Genomic DNA, 18,450 nt, shown 5'->3' with positions numbered 1-18,450 from the left:
CTGCGAAGCAGTCGCACACTTTTAATCTTGTTAATGCGGTGTCTGGGCGGATTGGGGGCCGCTTCGCGGCCCAACGGGGATAAATCCCCTCGCCACAAAAAGCCCCCTTCACCACACGTAGGCGTTCGGCTCAAGGGCTTCACTGAATTCAACAGGAGTTTCAAATGGCGAAGAAACCCAAGGCAGCCACCTTTATCAAAGACCCGCTCTGGTACAAGGATGCGGTGATTTACCAGGTTCACGTTAAGTCTTTTTTCGACTCCAACAATGACGGGATCGGCGACTTTCCCGGTCTTATCGCCAAACTCGATTACATTGCCGATCTGGGCGTCAACACCATCTGGCTGTTGCCGTTCTATCCCTCGCCACGGCGTGATGACGGCTACGACATTGCCGAATACCGTGGTGTGCATTCCGACTACGGCACCATGGCCGACGCCAAGCGTTTCATTTCTGAAGCCCACAAACGTGGCCTGCGGGTAATTACCGAACTGGTCATCAACCACACCTCGGACCAGCACGCCTGGTTTCAGCGTGCGCGCAAGGCCAAGAAAGGCTCGGCGGCACGGGATTTCTACGTCTGGTCGGATGACGATCATAAGTACGACGGCACCCGCATCATCTTTCTCGACACCGAAAAGTCCAACTGGACCTGGGACCCGGTGGCCGGCCAGTACTTCTGGCACCGGTTCTATTCCCACCAGCCAGACCTGAACTTCGATAACCCGCAAGTCATGAAAGCTGTGCTGTCGGTGATGCGCTACTGGCTGGACATGGGCATCGACGGTCTGCGTCTGGACGCGATCCCGTACCTGATCGAACGCGACGGCACCAACAACGAAAACCTGCCCGAGACCCACGACGTCCTCAAGCAGATCCGTGCCGAAATCGACGCCAATTACCCGGACCGCATGTTGCTGGCCGAGGCCAACCAATGGCCGGAAGACACACAACTGTACTTCGGCGACACCGACGCCAAAGGCCTGAACGGCGACGAATGCCACATGGCGTTCCACTTCCCGCTGATGCCGCGCATGTACATGGCGCTGGCCCAGGAGGACCGTTTTCCGATCACCGACATCCTGCGTCAGACCCCGGAGATCCCGGCCAACTGTCAGTGGGCGATTTTCCTGCGCAACCACGATGAGCTGACCCTGGAAATGGTCACCGACAAGGAGCGCGATTATCTGTGGAATTACTACGCGGCCGACCGTCGGGCGCGGATCAACCTGGGGATTCGCCGTCGCTTGGCGCCGTTGATGGAACGCGACCGTCGTCGTGTGGAGTTGCTGAACAGTTTGCTGCTGTCGATGCCCGGCACGCCGACCCTGTATTACGGCGATGAAATCGGCATGGGTGACAACATCTACCTCGGCGACCGTGACGGCGTGCGCACGCCCATGCAGTGGTCGATTGACCGTAACGGCGGTTTCTCCCGTGCCGACCCGGCCAGCCTGGTGCTGCCACCGATCATGGACCCGCAATACGGTTACCTGTCGGTCAACGTTGAAACCCAGGCCGGCGATCCGCATTCGTTGCTCAACTGGACTCGGCGCATGCTTGCCGTGCGCAAGCAGTCCAAGGCCTTCGGTCGCGGCACCCTGAAAATGCTTTCGCCGACTAACCGCAGGATCCTGGCCTACACCCGCGAATTCACCGGGCCGGATGGAAAGTACGAAATCATTCTGTGCGTGGCCAACGTATCGCGCAGTGCGCAAGCGGCGGAGCTGGATTTATCCGCTTATGCCGGCATGGTGCCGGTGGAAATGCTTGGCGGTAACGCCTTCCCGCCGATCGGCCAGTTGAATTTCCTGCTGACCCTGGCGCCTTACGGCTTCTACTGGTTCGGCCTGGCAGCAGAAAACCAGATGCCAAGCTGGCACGTGGAACCGGCGCAAAGCCTGCCGGACTTCACCACGCTGGTGCTGAAGAAGCGCATGGAGGAACTGCTCGAAGCGCCGTCCCGCAACACGCTGGAGCAGGGCATCTTGCCGAGCTGGCTACAGAACCGCCGCTGGTTTGCCGGCAAGGACGCGGCCATCGAACAGGTCAACATCGCTTACGGCGTGCGCTTCGGCGATCCACAACATCCGGTGCTGTTGAGTGAAATCGACGTCACCAGTGGCGGCCAGACCAGCCGCTATCAGCTGCCGTTCGGTTTTATCTCCGAAGATCAGGTGGGTGCCGCGTTGCCTCAGCAACTGGCCTTGTCTCGGGTCCGGCGCGTGCGTCAGGTCGGCTTGATCACCGATGCCTTCAGCCTCGATACCTTTGTGCATGCGGTATTGCAGGGCATGCAAAGTAATACCGTAGTGCCATCCAGTGCGGGCGATATCTGCTTTGAGCCGACGTGGGAACTGGCGAAACTCGGCCTGACCGGGGAATCGGAAGTGCGTTACCTGTCCGCCGAGCAGTCCAACAGTTCGGTGGTGATCGGCAACAGCCTGGTGCTGAAACTGATCCGCAAGGTCGCGTCCGGCGTGCACCCGGAACTGGAAATGAGCGCGTACCTGACTCATGCCGGTTTCCGCAATATCTCGCCGTTGCTGGGTTCGGTGGTTCGCCGTGATCCGGCGGGTGAGGAAAGTCTGCTGATGATTGCCCAAGGCTACTTGAGCAATCAGGGCGACGCCTGGGAATGGACCCAGAACAACCTCGAACGGGCGTTGCGCGACGAGCTGGCCGACGCCATGTCCGAGCAGGAGCAACACTACAACGCCTTGGGTGAACTGAGAGACTTCGCCGGCATGCTCGGTCAGCGTCTGGGTGAAATGCATCAGGTGCTGGCGGCGCCCAGCGACAACCCGGACTTCGCCCCGAAGGTCACCACCCAGAAAGATGCCCTGGCCTGCGCCAAGGACGTGGCGGCGCAACTGGAGCACGCGCTGAAGTTGCTCAAACAGCATCAAAGCGAATTGAACCCGACAGACAAAGCCTTGGTCACTCATTTACTGGACAACAAAAAAGCCATCCTCAGCCATGTTCAGGAACTGGGCAAAAAAGCCGTTGGGGGTCTGCGCATTCGCGTCCACGGCGACTTGCACCTGGGCCAGGTGCTGGTGATCAAGGGCGACGCCTACCTGATCGACTTCGAAGGCGAGCCGGCGCGGCCGCTGCACGAACGACGGGGCAAACACAGCCCGTACAAAGATGTCAGTGGCGTATTGCGCTCCTTTGACTACGCTGCGGCGATGGCGATCAATGTGCACAACGTCGACAACACGGCCGATGCCAAAGCCGCTCGTCAACGTGTCGCCGATCGCTATTTGAATGAAGCAAGACACGCATTTGTCGACGCTTATCGGTTGGCGGCAGCTAGTCTTGCTCATGCATGGCAAGATCCGGAAGGCGAGGACGCCGCGTTGGCGTTATTCGGCCTGGAGAAGGCAGCGTATGAAGTGGCCTACGAGGCAGAAAATCGCCCCACATGGTTGCCCGTGCCGTTGCACGGCTTGTATGGGTTATTGAGTGGGCTTAAACCCTTTTCCGATCTTGGTGGAGAGTAGTCATGAGTTTCTCGAACAAGGAACAGGGTCACGCTAAAGAAGCGTTGCTGCCCAGATCGCGGGACATCGACGCACTGGTACGCGCCGAACATCACGACCCCTTTGCAATTCTTGGCCCCCACGGCGATGGTGCCGGCGGGCAATTCATTCGGGCCTATTTGCCGGACGCCTTGAGCGTGCAGGTACTGGCCAAGGACTCCGGGGAAGAACTCGGCAACCTTGAGGCTACCCAGACGCCGGGCCTGTTCGTCGGGCACTTCGATCGGGCGCAGCCGTATCTGCTGCGAACCCGGTGGGCCGGCGGCGAACAGGTTTGCGAAGACCCTTACAGCTTTGGCCCGTTGCTCGGCGAGATGGACTTGTACCTGTTCGCCGAAGGTAATCACCGCGATCTCAGCGCTTGCCTGGGCGCGCAGCTGAAAACGGTCGACGGTGTCGATGGCGTGCGTTTCGCCGTGTGGGCACCGAACGCCAGAAGGGTGTCGGTGGTGGGTGACTTCAACAACTGGGACGGTCGCCGGCACCCGATGCGCCTGCGTCATCCTACCGGCGTATGGGAAATTTTCGTCCCGCGCATGCAAGCGGGGGAAACGTACAAATACGAAATCCTCGGTAGCCACGGCATTCTGCCACTCAAGGCCGACCCGATGGCACTGGCCACCTCGCTGCCGCCGGACACCGCGTCAAAAGTCGCTTCGCCGCTGAACATCGATTGGCAGGACCACGAGTGGATGCAATCCCGGGGCGACCGTCATCGGGTGAGTGCGCCGCTGTCGATCTACGAATTGCATGCCGGCTCCTGGCAATGTGAGCTGGATGATCTGGGCGAAGTTGCGCGCCTGTACACCTGGCATGAGTTGGCCGAGCGGCTGATTCCTTACGTGAAGGAACTGGGTTTTACCCACATCGAGCTGATGCCGATCATGGAGCACCCGTTCGGCGGCTCCTGGGGCTATCAGCTGTTGTCGCAATTCGCCCCGAGCGCCCGCTACGGCTCGCCGGATGACTTCGCCGCGTTCGTCAATGCCTGCCACCAGGCTGATATCGGCGTGATCCTCGATTGGGTGCCAGCCCATTTCCCGACCGATACTCACGGTCTGGCGCAATTCGACGGCACTGCGCTGTACGAATACGGCAACCCGCAGGAAGGCTTCCATCAGGACTGGGACACGCTGATCTACAACCTGGGTCGCACCGAAGTGCACGGCTACATGCTGGCCTCGGCGCTGCACTGGCTCAAACATTTCCATGTCGACGGCCTGCGGGTCGATGCCGTGGCTTCGATGCTGTATCGCGATTACTCGCGCAAGGCCGGCGAATGGGTGCCAAACCGTCACGGCGGTCGGGAAAACCTCGAAGCCATCGACTTCCTGCGCCATCTCAATGACGTGGTCGACCTCGAAGCCCCCGGTGCGCTGGTGATTGCCGAAGAGTCCACCGCATGGCCGGGTGTCAGCCAGGGCACGCAACAGGGTGGGCTGGGCTTCGACTACAAGTGGAACATGGGCTGGATGCACGATTCGCTGCACTACATCCAGCAGGACCCGGTGTACCGTGCCCATCACCACAACGAACTGAGTTTTGGCCTGGTGTATGCCTGGTCAGAGCGCTTTATCCTGCCGATTTCCCACGACGAGGTGGTACACGGCAAACACTCGCTGATCGACAAGATGCCGGGCGATCGCTGGCAGAAATTCGCCAACCTGCGCGCCTACCTCAGTTTCATGTGGGCACATCCGGGCAAGAAGCTGTTGTTCATGGGCTGCGAGTTTGGTCAGTGGCGTGAGTGGAACCACGATCAGCAACTCGACTGGTACTTGCTGCAGTACTCGGAACACAAAGGTGTGCAGAAACTCGTCGGCGATCTTAATCGGCTGTATCGCGAAGAACCGGCGCTGCATGATCAGGACGACGCGCCGCAAGGCTTCCAGTGGTTGATTGGTGATGATGCCGTCAACAGCGTTTACGCCTTCATGCGCTGGAGCAGGGAGGGGCGGCCGGTGTTGGTGGTGGCTAACTTCACCCCGGTGCCGCGTGAGGGTTATCGCATTGGCGTACCGTTTGCCGGGCGTTGGACCGAGGTGATCAACAGCGATGCGGCCACTTACGCCGGTTCGAACTATGGCAACAGCGGCGGGGCGTTTACCGAGGATGAGCCGAGCCATGGCCAGGCACTCTCGTTGGTATTGAACCTGCCGCCGCTGGCGGTGTTGATGCTGCGTCCGGAGGGTTAGGCTTCTGAACCTGATCGTTCCCACGCTCCGCGTGGGAATGCCTCAACGGACGCTCCGCGTTCGGCTCTTGGGACGCAGAGCGTCCCGGGCTGCATTCCCACGCAGAGCGTGGGAACGATCAAGTCAGACACTCACCACCGCATCCGCACACCCAAACTCCCAATCAACCCGTTCAAATCATTGCCATCCACATCACTGCTGTAGTCGGCGCTGACGTAAAGACTCACGGTGGGCGTCACTCTGGCCACCAGGCCCAAACCCACTTCGACGGTCGATGAGTAGCGGCTGCTGCTGATCTTCTCGACCTGATCGAGGTTCACGGTATCGCTGGTGTACACCGTATGCCACACGTTGGTTCGCACATAGGGTTCGACCCCCAGGCCGTTGATGTCGTAACTACCTTTCAACCGCGCACCGACCCGGCCGCTCCAGGACGTCAGATCGCCGGACGAGGCATTGCTTGAGCCGGCATACGGGGTGTCCAGGGTAATGCGTTGATTGATTAATTGCGCCTGGGGTTCAACGACCCAGTTATCGCTCAGACCAATGGGGAAACCACCTTCCACCGACAGCGTCACCGCGTTGCCCTCGGTCGCCAGTCGGGCGCCCTGGTCATTGCGGGTATAGCCGTTGACCCGGCCGCCGCTGGCCGTCAAGTCCACGTGCCAGCCTTGGGGCCCGGTCAAACTCCAGTAAGCGCCGAGGCTCTGGCCTTCGAGGTTGAGGGTGTCGTGGCTGGGGTCAGCAAGGGCGCGACCGGTCAGCAGTCCGTTGCTATTGCTTTGTAACTGAGTCATGCCGCCGACCAGCCCGAGCCGTTGGATATGACCGCTATCGCTTTGCAGCGTCAGGATCGCCGGACCTTTGAATTCGCTACTGCCAGGGACGGCAAACCCCTGAGCCAGAACATCGGTTTGCGCCTGCCGCGAAGCCAGTCCATACATCTGATCCCAGGCCGAAGGTGTCGCACCCTCGATGGTCAGGTGTGAACTTCGTGTATCGGAGGCGGCGCTGAAGTGGCCGGAGTAGGGGGCGGTGAAAGTGACGGAGGGTAAGGTCATGACCGGAACATCGTGACGGTACCAAGGCGTGGTTTCATTCTCTGCCGGCCCTGCCAGTGCTTCCATGGACGAGCACAGAAGAAGTGAGCTCGAGACAGTGCAAAAAGTTACTTTGATCTCTTGTTGGGTGAATGAAGTTTTCATGGAGGTCTGCCTTGCAATCGCATGCGGTATCTCGCTCTGGCGTCTCTCTCCTACCCGAATGAGGGGCGACCGAATGTAGTGGGGCAAGCCTTTGGCCGCCCGATTTTGCGGGTGTCTTGGGGTTTGCCCCTGGTGTATTTCCGGGGGTAGTAATGTGTAGCTAAGAAGACCCTTGACATTGCGTCAAGAAAATGGCCGATAAATGGTAGCTGTATTTTAGGGCTTGCAAGTGATTGATTTTCGCCGCACATCTAAGTTCTTGTTTGTTCGGAAAATCGTCAAAAAATCCGCGTCCCAGAGCGTTTTTGATAGTGGGCTACCGGTCTGCCCACTCACTCTGACACCCATATTTGCAGGCCGGCGGACGTTTCAAAGATGCACTTCCACCGCCAACGGCAAGTGATCCGACAAATGCGTCCAGGGCTTGTGCCCCAGTATTCGCGGCTCATGACTGCTGGCATTGCGCAGATAAATCCGATCCAGACGCAGCAGCGGAAAGCGCGCCGGATAGGTCTTTGCCGGGCGACCGAGGTGACGCTCGAAGGCTTCATGCAGATAGTCGCGTCGGGCGAGGGCGGTATTGCCTTGCAGCTGCCAGTCGTTGAAGTCGCCGGCGATAATCACCGGTGCATCATCGGGCAAGGATTCGAGCAGTTGGCACAGTAGCTGGAGCTGCAACTGTCGATGGCTTTCCAACAGACTCAAGTGCACGCAGATCGCATGCACTTCAGTGTGCCCCGGCACATCCAGTACGCAATGCAGCAGGCCGCGGCGTTCTGGGCCGGTGATCGAGACGTCGAGGTTACGGTGTTCGCGGATCGGGTACTTCGATTACAGGGCATTGCCGTGGTGACCATTGGGGTAGACCGCGTTACGACCGTAGGCGAAGTCGCTCCACATGCTGTCGGCCAGGAACTCGTATTGTGAGGTCTGCGGCCAATCGTTGTAGCGAGTGGAATGGCGGTCGTGTTCACCGACGACTTCCTGCAGAAACACCAGGTCCGCCGACGTGCTGCGTACCGCTTCACGCAGTTCCGGGAGAATGAAACGTCGGTTGAGTGCGGTAAAACCCTTGTGGGTGTTGACCGTCAGCACTCTCAGCCGATGAATCGCCGGGGGCGTGTTCAACGGAGATGATTCGACGGCCTGCCACTTGGAATCACTGGTCACGTTCACTCCTCTGAATCAGGACGGGTTATGTATGCGACTGATACAGCGGCGGGCAGTTCAGAGTGATTCGTCGTAAGCAGCCTTCACACCAAAATGTAGCAGCTGTCGAACTTGCGACAGCTGCTACAGGCTGCTGCCAGCGCTGCGTCAGATGAAGACAATTTCGTACGGCAACCGTATCCGTTCCAGAAGCACCGGGGGCAGCAGCGGGGCGAGGCCGATGGCCGGCTCGCCGTCGAGCTGGCTGGCATAGGCGTGGGTGGCGTGGCTTTTGCGCGCGACGGTCCAGGTGTCCAGGCGAACCTTGCGTGCGCGATGCCACGGGATGAGCCCTCGATCACGCGTTGGCCAGTGCCAGGCCCAGACCGGTACTTCGTTGAACGCCGCCCCGACCATGGCCGCGGCCTTGACGCTGGCCCGGCCGACGGCGTCATGGTCGACAATGCCATCCTCGCGCCAGGTGCTGAACACCACATCCCCGGGGCGTAAATAACGGGCAATGAATTGAGTCATCTGAAATTCCCGTTCAGCCAGCGCGTTATCGGTGAAGCCACCGCGAATCCATTTGAGGCTGTGCATCGGCAGCCCGAGCCGGCGCAAGGCTTCGAGGCTTTCCTGGGGGCGGAACACGCTCAAGCGTTTCTCCGACCACTGTTGCGAGCCCGGATGGCTGGCGCTGCCGTCGGTCATCGAGATTAATTGCAGGGGATGTCCCAGGGCGCTGAGCAACTGCAGCAGGCCGCCGCAGGTCACGACTTCATCGCCAGGGTGTGGGGCAATCACTACAGCGCGTGCGCCGGCGGGGACCAGGGTCTGAGTACTGATGACAGGAATGTTGTCCAGTTGCGGAGCGCTGTTCCAGATTTGTACGGGTAGGCTGCTTTCACTGATGGTGACGGATTTCATGGCTACGTCCTTGTTCTCGTTGATAGCAATGTGCGGCGCTCCAAACCCTGGATTGCCGCGAACAGAGTATTGCTCATGTCACGCTATTCGTCGCCCCGATGTTCCATTCGGCATGTTTTTTCATCCGGGCGGCAGCTAATCCCTGAAGGTCCATTTCACTCTTCTTCCTCGCGCTGCAATTCGAACAGCAGCAGCGAACGGCCAGTGACCGAATATTCGTGCCCGAACTCGAAGCGTTCCTGCCCGCGAATCGACGGTTGATTGGTGTCGATCATGCAGGTCCAGAAACTGCCATCAGGCACTTCCGGAAGCAGGAAATTGACGATGTCGTGATGCGCGTTGACCACCAACAGCAAGGTGGCGTCAGCACCTTTGCGGCGAATGCCGGTTTCTTGAGCACGGCCATCCATCAGCATGCCGAGGCAGCGGCCATGGCCTTCCTCCCATTGTTCGATGGACATTTCGCTGCCATCCGGCGCGAGCCAGGTGACATCCTTGACGCCGATGTCCTCGTTGTAATTGCCCACCAGGAACCGGCCGCGACGCAGGATCGGGTAGGCCAGGCGCAACTTGATCAGTCGTTTGACGAACTTGAGCAGGGCCTTGCCGTCTTCGCTCAGGTCCCAATTGACCCAACCGATCTCGCTGTCCTGGCAATAGGCGTTGTTGTTGCCTTCCTGGGTGCGGGCGAATTCGTCGCCGGCCACCAGCATCGGCGTGCCTTGGGACAGCAGCAGCGTGGCAAAGAAATTGCGCATTTGGCGCTGACGCAGCTCATTGATCTCGGGATCGTCGGTCGGGCCTTCGACGCCGTGGTTCCAGGACAGGTTGTTGTTGCTGCCGTCCTGATTGTTCTCGTCGTTGGCTTCGTTGTGTTTGTCGTTGTACGACACCAGGTCGTTCAGGGTGAAACCGTCATGGGCGGTAACGAAGTTCACTGAGGCGTACGGCCGTCGGCCACGCTGATTGAACATCTCGCCGGAGGCGGTCATGCGACTGGCGAAGTCCGCCAGTTGGCCGTCGTCGCCTTTCCAGAACGCACGCACGGTGTCGCGGAATTTGTCATTCCACTCGACCCAGCCGGGCGGAAAGTTACCGACCTGATAGCCGCCGGGGCCGCAATCCCAGGCTTCTGCAATCATTTTCACCTGGCGCAGCACCGGGTCCTGGCGGCAGGCCACAAGGAAGCTGTGACGTTCGTCGAAGCCATCGTGGTAGCGCCCGAGAATGGTCGCCAGGTCGAAACGGAAACCGTCCACGTGCATTTCCGAGGCCCAGTAGCGCAGGGAGTCGGTGACCATTTGCAGCACGCACGGGTGACTCAGGTCCAGGGTGTTGCCGGTACCGGAATCGTTGATGTAGAAGCGCTTGTCGTCGGGCATCAAGCGGTAGTAAGAGGCGTTGTCGATGCCGCGCATGGACAGGGTCGGGCCTTGTTCGTTGCCCTCGGCGGTGTGGTTGTAGACCACGTCGAGGATCACTTCAAGATTGGCTTCGTGCAGGTGTGCAACCATCTCCTTGAACTCGGCGATCTTGCCGCTGGCCAGGTACCGCGGGTCGGGGGCGAAGAACGCGATGCTGTTGTAGCCCCAGTAATTGGTCATGCCTTTGTGCAACAGATGCTGGTCGTTGACGAAGGCATGAATCGGCAGCAATTCCACGGTCGACACGCCGAGCTTGCGGATGTGTTCCAGCACATCATCGACCATCAACCCGGCGAAGGTGCCGCGCACATTCTCGGGGACGGAGGGGTGACGCATGCTGATACCGCGCACGTGAGTCTCATAAATGATGGTCTTGTCCCACGGCACGCTGACCCGATGGTCGTGCCCCCAGGTGTGGGCGGGGTCGATCACCTTGCACTTGGGCACGAACGGCGCGCTGTCGCGCTCATCGAAACTGAGGTCGGCGTCGGGGTGGCCGATGGTGTAGCCGAACAGCGCTTCGGACCATTTCAACTGGCCGACCAGTTGTTTGGCGTAGGGGTCGATCAGCAGTTTGTTGGGGTTGAAGCGATGACCGTTCGCCGGGTCGTACGGGCCGTAGACACGGTAGCCGTAGATCATCCCCGGATGCGCGTCGGGCAGGTAGCCGTGGTAGATCTCGTCGGTGTATTCCGGCAGTTCGATGCGTTCCAGTTCGACCTCGCCGGCATCATCGAAGATGCACAGCTCGACCTTGGTGGCATTGGCGGAAAACAAGGCGAAGTTGACCCCTAGGCCATCCCAGGTCGCGCCCAGCGGGAAGGGCAAGCCTTCACGGATTCGCGAGGCCTCTAGTTGAGGTTCTGGCGCGGCTTTCTTCGGACTGGTCATAGGTGCTCCTGCAAAGGGGGGACAATTCTTGGCTCTGGTTTTTTTTGAGGGCGAGCGAGCCCTCGGTGGCGAGAAGGCTCGCCACGAGGTCAATCAGGACAAAGGTGAAAGGCGTCAGACAGCGGGCGGCTTACGCGCTGCTCGAGGCTTTTTCTCGCTGGCTTTCTCGCCCGGCGGGATGACCTTGGAGGCAGCGGCGGGCTTGGCTTTGGTTTTTGGTTCCGCCGCCTTGCCATTGGCTTTGCTGGCAGGGGCCTTGGTGGCGGCGGTTTTGCTGGCAGCGGCTTTTGGCGATTTGCTCGGTGCCAGCGCTTCGGCTTCAGCCAGTTTGCGGGCCATCTCCCAGTGGCGAGCGTCCTGGCCCTCGGGTTTTCCTTCCGATTCCCAGATCTGATAGGCGAATTCGCGGATGCGTTTATCGTTAGTACTCATCGAAATGCTCCTGAACTGAACTCAAGTGTGGGTAGTTTGGATAAATAGATTGACCGGGAAATCCCCCAGCCCGTCGCTGATGTTCAGCTCCCTTTGGTGTGTGACTGTTGTGCTTGAAAAAAGTCCCTTCAAATGTTCATCAGGGGCGGTGAACGGTAATTTGATCCGTGTATCGCCCCACAGCGGCGCGTCAATCAGGGGTTCGGCACTGTTTTTCAGCAGTTCGGCGCAGCGTATCGGCACGATCACGATGGCGCGTTTTCCTTCCAGCGAGCGCGCAAATGCGAGCACCCTGTGAGCCTGGCTGCCGACGACTTCAAGGGCCTGATACGTCCCTCGCCGAAACAGCTCGGTGTGCTCGAGCCGCAGGTTCAACACATGAGCGATCAGCGTTTGTTTAATACGCCCGTCGCGCCAGTCAGCCAACAGCCCGGGCAGTGCCAAGGGCGTCTGCATCGTCTGCTGACGGCTGGCGTAATCCACCGGCCGGCGGTTGTCCGGATCGACCAGCGAGAAGTCCCAGTACTCGTTGCCCTGATAAAGATCCGGCACCCCCGGCACGGTCATGCGCAGCAAGGTTTGCGCCAATCCGTTGAGTGCGCCGGGGACGGCGATGCTCTTGGCTGCCTTGCCGAGGGCCGCGCGCAACGGTTCACCTTCGGGGCTCAGAAGCAGACGTTGCAGGAATTGGTGAACTGCGTGTTCGTAAGCCTCGTTCGGCGCGCTCCAGCTGCTTTGCAACTTGGCTTCGCGCAAGGCTTTCTGTTGCCACTGCCACACCCGTTGAGTGTAGTTCTCCAGCGCTGCTTGATCGTCACTGTGCAAATCGAGCGGCCAGCTGCCGAGGATCGCTTGATAGAGGATCAACTCATCGCCCGCCGTCGGCATCTGCTCGTCGTCGCGCAGGGGGCGGGCGAGGGCCTGCCAGAGCGGCACTTGGTCGGCGTACCAGGCACTGCGCTCGCTCAGCACCGCCAGGCGCGCGCGGGTGTCTTCGCCGCGTTTGTGGTCGTGGGTCGCGGTGGCCAGCAAATTATCGGGAAACTCGTCGAGACGGTTGACGCAAGCTGCATGGAAGTCGGCTACCGGCGCGCTGAACTGTTCGGTGTTGAAGCCCACGTCATTGCGCGACAACAATGTCGCCGAACGATAGAACGCGGTGTCTTCCACGGCCTTCGCCGCCGCCGGCGACGTCAGTTGCTGAAAACGCACACAGGCATGCTTGAGCATCTTGCGCGGCCGGCCCAGCGGGCGTTTGCGCCATGATTCACCGCCCAGCCAGCGGGCCAGGCAATCGAGCACCGGCCAGTCGGCCTCGCCGAGGGTAAGCCTCGCACCGTTCATGGCTTGCTGGAAAAACACATCGTCTTCAGCCGTACGCCCACGGGGGCTGATGTAGGTGCGGTACACCGGGAAATGCACGATCAGTTCCTGCAACGCTCGACGAATCGCACCGAGGGTCAGGTCGCGGGTCATCAGGTCATCCCGGGCCACTTGCAACAGGGCCTGGGCGACGCTTTCGAAGTCTCCGGCGAGGGAGCCGTTGAGGATCTGCTGGCGGGCCAGTTGTGCTTCCTGACGGAAATCGGCGGGCCGTTCGCTGTAGCGATTCCACAGTTCGGCCAACGTGTCGGCGCCTTCCGGAGCGTGTTGCAGCAGCGACAGTTGATTCATGAACTCGTAACCCGTGGTGCCATCCACCGACCAGTCACGGTGCAGGGTTTCACCTTCGCCGAGGATCTTCTCGACGTAGATCGGCAGGTGCCGATCCGGCGACAGGCTGTCGACTCGCCGCCGCAATTTGCGGCAGTAGCCCCGAGGGTCGGCGAGACCGTCGATGTGGTCGATGCGCAGACCGTCAACCAGCCCTTCGGCCACCAGCTCGAAGATTTTTGCATGGGTGGCTTCGAACACGGCGGGGCGTTCGACCCGCAGGCCGCCCAGTTCGTTGACATCGAAAAAACGCCGCCAGTTGATGTCATCTGCCGCCGTGCGCCAACTGGCCAGGCGATAGCTTTGGCGTTCAAGCAACTGGTGCAGGCGCTGGAAACCTTCGGCAGTGAGCGAGTCGTAAGCGCTGAGGTTTTGCTGGATGGCCTGCAGAATCGCCGGATCGCTGGCCCGTTCACGCAACTCTGTTTTCAGCGGTATCGCCAGGCTGTGGGCGTCGGTCTGGTAGCTCAAGGTGCTGAAACGGTCTGCCAGCGACTTGAGCGATTCGGCGCTCAGTGGGTCATCGGTCCTGAGCAGTTCGCCGTAACTCGTCGGGCAGATCGGGAAGTGATGCTCATAGTGCTCGACATAAAACGCGCCCTTTTGCGCATCGAAACGCAGGGGCAGGGTGCCGTCCTGCAAGGCGATGCCGTAGTCGCTGCCGAGGAAGGGCAGCAACAACTGACCTTCCATTAACGGGTCGGGCGAATGCCACTGGATATCGAAGAACTCGCCGTAAGGGCTCAGGCGTCCCCATTCCAGCAAATCCTGCCACCAGGGATTATCGCCACCGCCGACGGCCATGTGGTTGGAGACGATGTCGAGGATCAGCCCCATGTTCAGCTCGCGCAATGCGCTGACCAAACGCCGCAGTGCCGCTTCGCCGCCCAACTCCGGATTGACCGTGGTCGGGTCCACGACGTCGTAACCGTGCATGGAACCGGCGCGGGCGCTCAGCAGCGGTGACGCATAGACGTGGCTGATGCCGAGGCTGGCGAAGTACGGCACCAGCGGCACCGCATCGTCCAGCGTGAAGTCTTTATGGAACTGCAGCCGCAGGGTCGCCCGCAGCGGTTGGATAAGCGTTTGCTTCATTGGTCACGCTCGGCCGCCTGAAGCCGCGCACAGGCGAGCAGTTCCAGGCGTCGGGCGGCGTCCGGGTCATCGAGCAAGGCTTCACTGTCGCCGGGCAGGCGTCGGGACCAGTTGGGATGCGTGTCGGTGGTGCCGGGCAGATTGGCCTGCTGCTCGATGCCCAGGGCATCTTCCAGCGGCAGCAACACCAGGGGCGCACGGGTATGACCGAGGAAACGTATCGCGGCGTCGAGCACCTGATCGGTTTCATGGGACTCGTCGCGAAAGTTCTGCGGGTCCTCGCTCAACACCCGGCGCAGGCCTTCACGCTCGCGTTCGCGGTGGTGGCGCCATTCGATTTCACCCGGGGCGTCGACCAGGCCCAGTCGGGCGTTCCAGTCGATATCGCGGCCATGCCACCAGCCATTGAGCGTCGGCAGGTCATGGGTGCTGGTGGTCGCGAGGGCGTTGTCCGGCCAGTCGAGAATCGGCTTGAAGTGCGCGTTGTCCTGTTCGAACAGCAGCACGCGCATACCCAGGATCGAGCGGGCGATGAGCTTTTCTCGCAGACCGTCAGCCACGGTGCCGAGGTCTTCACCGAGGACGATGGCCTGATGGCGATGAGACTCGAGGGTCAGCAAACGCAGCAGGTCGTCCACCGGGTAATAAAGGTAGGCGCCGTCGGCGGGTGACGCGTCATTAGGGATCACCCACAGCCGTTGCAGGCCCATGACGTGATCGATGCGCAGGCCACCGGCGTGGGCAAAATTGGCGCGGAGCATTTCGATGAAGGCACGAAAGCCATTGCGTACCAGACCTTCGGGCGAGAACGCGGAAATCCCCCAGCCCTGACCGGTGCGGTTGAGAATGTCCGGTGGTGCACCCACGGTCAGCGAAGCGAGCAACTCGTCCTGACGACTCCAGGCCTGACTGCCACCGCCATCGGCACCCACCGCCAGATCGGCGATCAGGCCAATGCTCATGCCAGCGCTGCGGGCGGCGGTTTGGGCGCGTTCCAGACAGCGTGTGATCAGCCATTGGCAGAAGGCGAAGAAGCCGATGCGTCCGGCGTTCTCTTCGGCGAATTCGGCGAGAGCCGCGCTGCGCGGGTTTTGCCATTGCTCGGGCCAATGCCGCCAGTCGAGACTTTCACCTTTGGCGGCGCGGGCTTCTTGAATGGCTTCAAAGCGGCAGTGGTTTTCCAGGGCTTCGCCCGCGGCGTGGCGGAAGCTGCTGAAGTCGGCATGCAACGGGTGTTCGCCCTGGACAAAGCCTTCGTACAGCGCTTGCAACAGACGATGTTTGGCTTCGGCCGCCACCGGCCAATCAATCAACGGCGAGGCTTCAAGGTGCTTGAGTTCTGCCGCCAGGCCGGTTGCATCAATCGCGGTGCGCAATGCTCGATCACCCAGGATGGCGCCCGGTGCGGCGTACAGGCTGTTGAGAAACAAACGGCTGGAAGGCGAATACGGGCTGTAACGCTGGGTGTCGCTGCCGAACATGGCATGCAGCGGACTGATCGCCAACGCCTCGGCACCGCGTTCGCCGGCCACCCGGGCCAGGTCTTCCAGCGCCTGGGTATCGCCGAAACCGCCATCGCCCGGTCGACGCAGCGAGTACAGCTGCACGCTCAGGCCCCAGGCGCGGGGGATCGGGCTGTCGACGGCATCGCCGACGCTGTAGCAGCGAGCCGGTGCAACGGCCAGCGTAAATGCCTGCCCGTCGATGCTGACGTGTTGATAACCGACCGGGATCAGACCGGGCAGGACCGCCTCGGCATCCAGTTTTAAATGAAGTCGCGAGCCATCTTCAAGGTGGATCTCGCACGGCGTTTCGGGCTCAAAGTAATGCGCCAGGCTGAGGCCGACACCGAAGTCTGCGGTCAGCAGCGGCGGCAGGTGTCGGGTTTGTTGCACCTGCTGCAGTTCTTGCAGGCTGGCGTCGATTTCCTGAGCGCTGCCGGCCGGGTGGCCGAGTCCGGTAAGGACGTTGCGTAACACTGATGGAGCGACTTTCTGTGGGCGGCCGTTGGCGTCGATCCAGTCGACTGCCAGGCCTGCTCGGCTGGCCAGTATTTCCAGTTGCGCATCGCTCATTGGCGCTCTCCATCCGGGGGTAGCAAAGGGGCTGCGGCCGTGAGGTTGACTAGCGCGCAATACGGGGCAAGCGTGCCCTGATCCAACAGGCCGGCTGACTGTGGCGGGTATTCGAACAACAACGAAGCGTCGGCCTGTGGGGAGTGGACCACAGGCGTGTCGCTGAGGTTCAGGTCAATACGCAGCTGACTGCCATCGCCCAGTCGCCAGCGCGCCGTTACCGCGCCTGTGGCCAGCACCTCGGCGCCCAATGCTTGCGCACCGGGCAGGCGGGGGATGATCTGCTGATGGCGGATCTGCAACAGTTGGCGATACAGGTCGTGCATGGCGGATTGTCGGGTTGATGTCAGCTCGGGGCGTGAAGCCTCAAAGGTCTGGCGCGCGTTGGGGTCGGGAATCTGCTCGCGTGTGTGCGGATCAGCAAACGCGCTGAACGCTGCAAACTCGTTACGGCGTCCCTCGCGGACCAACTCCGCGAGTTCTCCGTGATGGCTGGTGAAGAACAGGAACGGTTGTTCGGCGGCGAACTCGTCGCCCATGAACATCAGCGGGATCATCGGTGACAACAGCAGTAATGCGGTGGCTGCCTTGAGCGCATCGGGGTTGGCCAATTGATGTAATCGTTCGCCCAAGGCGCGGTTGCCGATCTGGTCGTGATTTTGCAGGAACAGCACGAAAGCACTCGGCGGCAAATGACCGCTGGGCTCACCGCGGGTTGTACCGTGACGGGTTACGTGGCCCTGAAACACGAAGCCCTGGCTCAGGCAACGTGCCAGTTGCTCGGTGGGGTTTTGCGCGTAGTCGGCGTAATAGGCGTCGGTTTCGCCGGTCAGCAGCACGTGCAAGGCGTTGTGGCCGTCGTCGTTCCACTGCGCGTCGAAGCCTTCTTCGAGCAGGCTGGCCTGGTTGTGTTCGTTTTCAACGGTCAGCCACACATGCCTGGCCGGATCGGTTTGCTGGCGAACCTTTTGCGCCAGTTCCCGAAGAAAGTCCGGGTCTTCGATGGCGTGAACCGCGTCCAGGCGCAAGCCATCGAAGCGGTACTCCAGCAACCACATCAACGCATTGTCGATGAAGAAGTCCCGCACCTCGCGCCGCCGGAAGTCGATCGCCGCACCCCACGGGGTGTGCTTGTCTTCGCGGAAGAAGCCCTTGGCGTAGCGATGCAGGTAATTGCCGTCCGGGCCGAAGTGGTTGTAAACCACGTCGAGAATCACCGCCAGGCCATGGCCGTGGGCGGTGTCGATCAGGTGTTTGAGTTGTTCGGGAGTGCCGTAGGAGGCTTGGGGCGCGTAGGGCAGAACCCCGTCGTAACCCCAATTGCGATCACCGGGGAACTGCGCCAGCGGCATCAGTTCGATCGCGCTGATGCCCAGTTCCACGAGGCGTGCCAGGTGCTGCTCGACTTCGCTGAAGCCGCCGAGCGCACCGACGTGCAATTCGTAGATCACCGCCTCATTCCACGGCCGCCCGAGCCAGGCGCTGTGTTGCCATTGATAGGCAAGTGGGTCGACCACCACGCTGTGGCGGTCGATATCACCGGCCTGCGCGCGGGAGGCCGGGTCGGGCACCTCCAGTTCGCCGTCGATGTTGTAGCGGTAACGCGTGCCGGCGGGGCAGCGGGTATTGATCACGAACCAACCATCTGCCTGGGGCAGGAGTGGCAAGGACTGTCCATCTTCCAGTTCGACACTGACGTAAAACGCATCTGGCGCCCACAAGGCAAAACGCGTGTGTTCTGCGTCCAGCATGATTGCGCCGTGGGGCCAGGTCTCAAGGGTCCGTAACGGCATCTTTGA

General features: G+C 60.8%; 9 protein-coding genes and 1 pseudogene. 2 read left to right on the top strand and 8 right to left on the bottom strand.

The annotated features are described in order from the left end of the window. Positions 1-164 precede the first annotated feature (164 nt). Entirely contained in the window at positions 165-3,506 is a 3,342-nt protein-coding gene (gene treS / locus IB252_RS15530) for a maltose alpha-D-glucosyltransferase (RefSeq protein ID WP_192409426.1), read from the top strand. A 2-nt stretch (positions 3,507-3,508) separates the two neighbouring features. After that, on the top strand, positions 3,509-5,740 hold the full coding sequence (glgB, locus tag IB252_RS15525) for a 1,4-alpha-glucan branching protein GlgB (RefSeq protein WP_192409425.1): 2,232 nt from the start codon (positions 3,509-3,511) through the stop codon (positions 5,738-5,740). Positions 5,741-5,871: 131 nt separating this feature from the next. Here the strand turns inward: glgB and IB252_RS15520 are convergent, their stop codons facing one another. The 8 genes and pseudogenes from IB252_RS15520 to treZ all read right to left on the bottom strand — a co-directional run bounded on the left by IB252_RS15520 (position 5,872) and on the right by treZ (position 18,444). Continuing rightward, entirely contained in the window at positions 5,872-6,945 is a 1,074-nt protein-coding gene (locus IB252_RS15520) for an autotransporter outer membrane beta-barrel domain-containing protein (RefSeq protein ID WP_192409424.1), read from the bottom strand. Between the two features lie 369 nt (positions 6,946-7,314). Further along, a pseudogene (locus IB252_RS15515) lies at positions 7,315-8,115 on the bottom strand (endonuclease/exonuclease/phosphatase family protein). A gap of 147 nt (positions 8,116-8,262) precedes the next feature. Continuing rightward, a complete protein-coding gene (locus IB252_RS15510; RefSeq protein ID WP_192409423.1) occupies positions 8,263-9,021 on the bottom strand; it encodes a PIG-L deacetylase family protein in 759 nt (252 codons plus the stop codon). 155 nt (positions 9,022-9,176) lie between these two features. Continuing rightward, entirely contained in the window at positions 9,177-11,336 is a 2,160-nt protein-coding gene (gene glgX, locus IB252_RS15505) for a glycogen debranching protein GlgX (RefSeq protein WP_192409422.1), read from the bottom strand. A gap of 114 nt (positions 11,337-11,450) precedes the next feature. After that, positions 11,451-11,768 carry a DUF2934 domain-containing protein gene (locus IB252_RS15500; protein ID WP_192409421.1) on the bottom strand — a complete coding sequence of 106 codons (318 nt, stop codon included), beginning with the start codon at positions 11,766-11,768 and terminating at the stop codon, positions 11,451-11,453. Between the two features lie 21 nt (positions 11,769-11,789). Next, the gene (locus IB252_RS15495; protein WP_192409420.1) at positions 11,790-14,576 is read right to left on the bottom strand and encodes a malto-oligosyltrehalose synthase; all 2,787 of its coding nucleotides are present in this window, start codon (positions 14,574-14,576) and stop codon (positions 11,790-11,792) included. After that, complete coding sequence (malQ, locus tag IB252_RS15490) at positions 14,573-16,651, bottom strand: 4-alpha-glucanotransferase (protein ID WP_111451591.1); 2,079 nt, start codon at positions 16,649-16,651, stop codon at positions 14,573-14,575. The genes IB252_RS15495 and malQ overlap by 4 nt, the downstream gene beginning before the upstream one ends. Beyond that, positions 16,648-18,444, bottom strand: coding sequence for a malto-oligosyltrehalose trehalohydrolase (gene treZ / locus IB252_RS15485; protein WP_111451592.1), 1,797 nt, complete (start codon positions 18,442-18,444; stop codon positions 16,648-16,650). The genes malQ and treZ overlap by 4 nt, the downstream gene beginning before the upstream one ends. Positions 18,445-18,450 lie beyond the last annotated feature (6 nt).

Origin of the sequence: Pseudomonas sp. PDM10 (assembly GCF_014852295.1) — a bacterium.
GTDB lineage: Bacteria > Pseudomonadota > Gammaproteobacteria > Pseudomonadales > Pseudomonadaceae > Aquipseudomonas.
The sequence above is the reverse complement of the archived record's forward strand: the minus strand, read 5'-3'. Positions and strand labels throughout refer to the sequence as shown.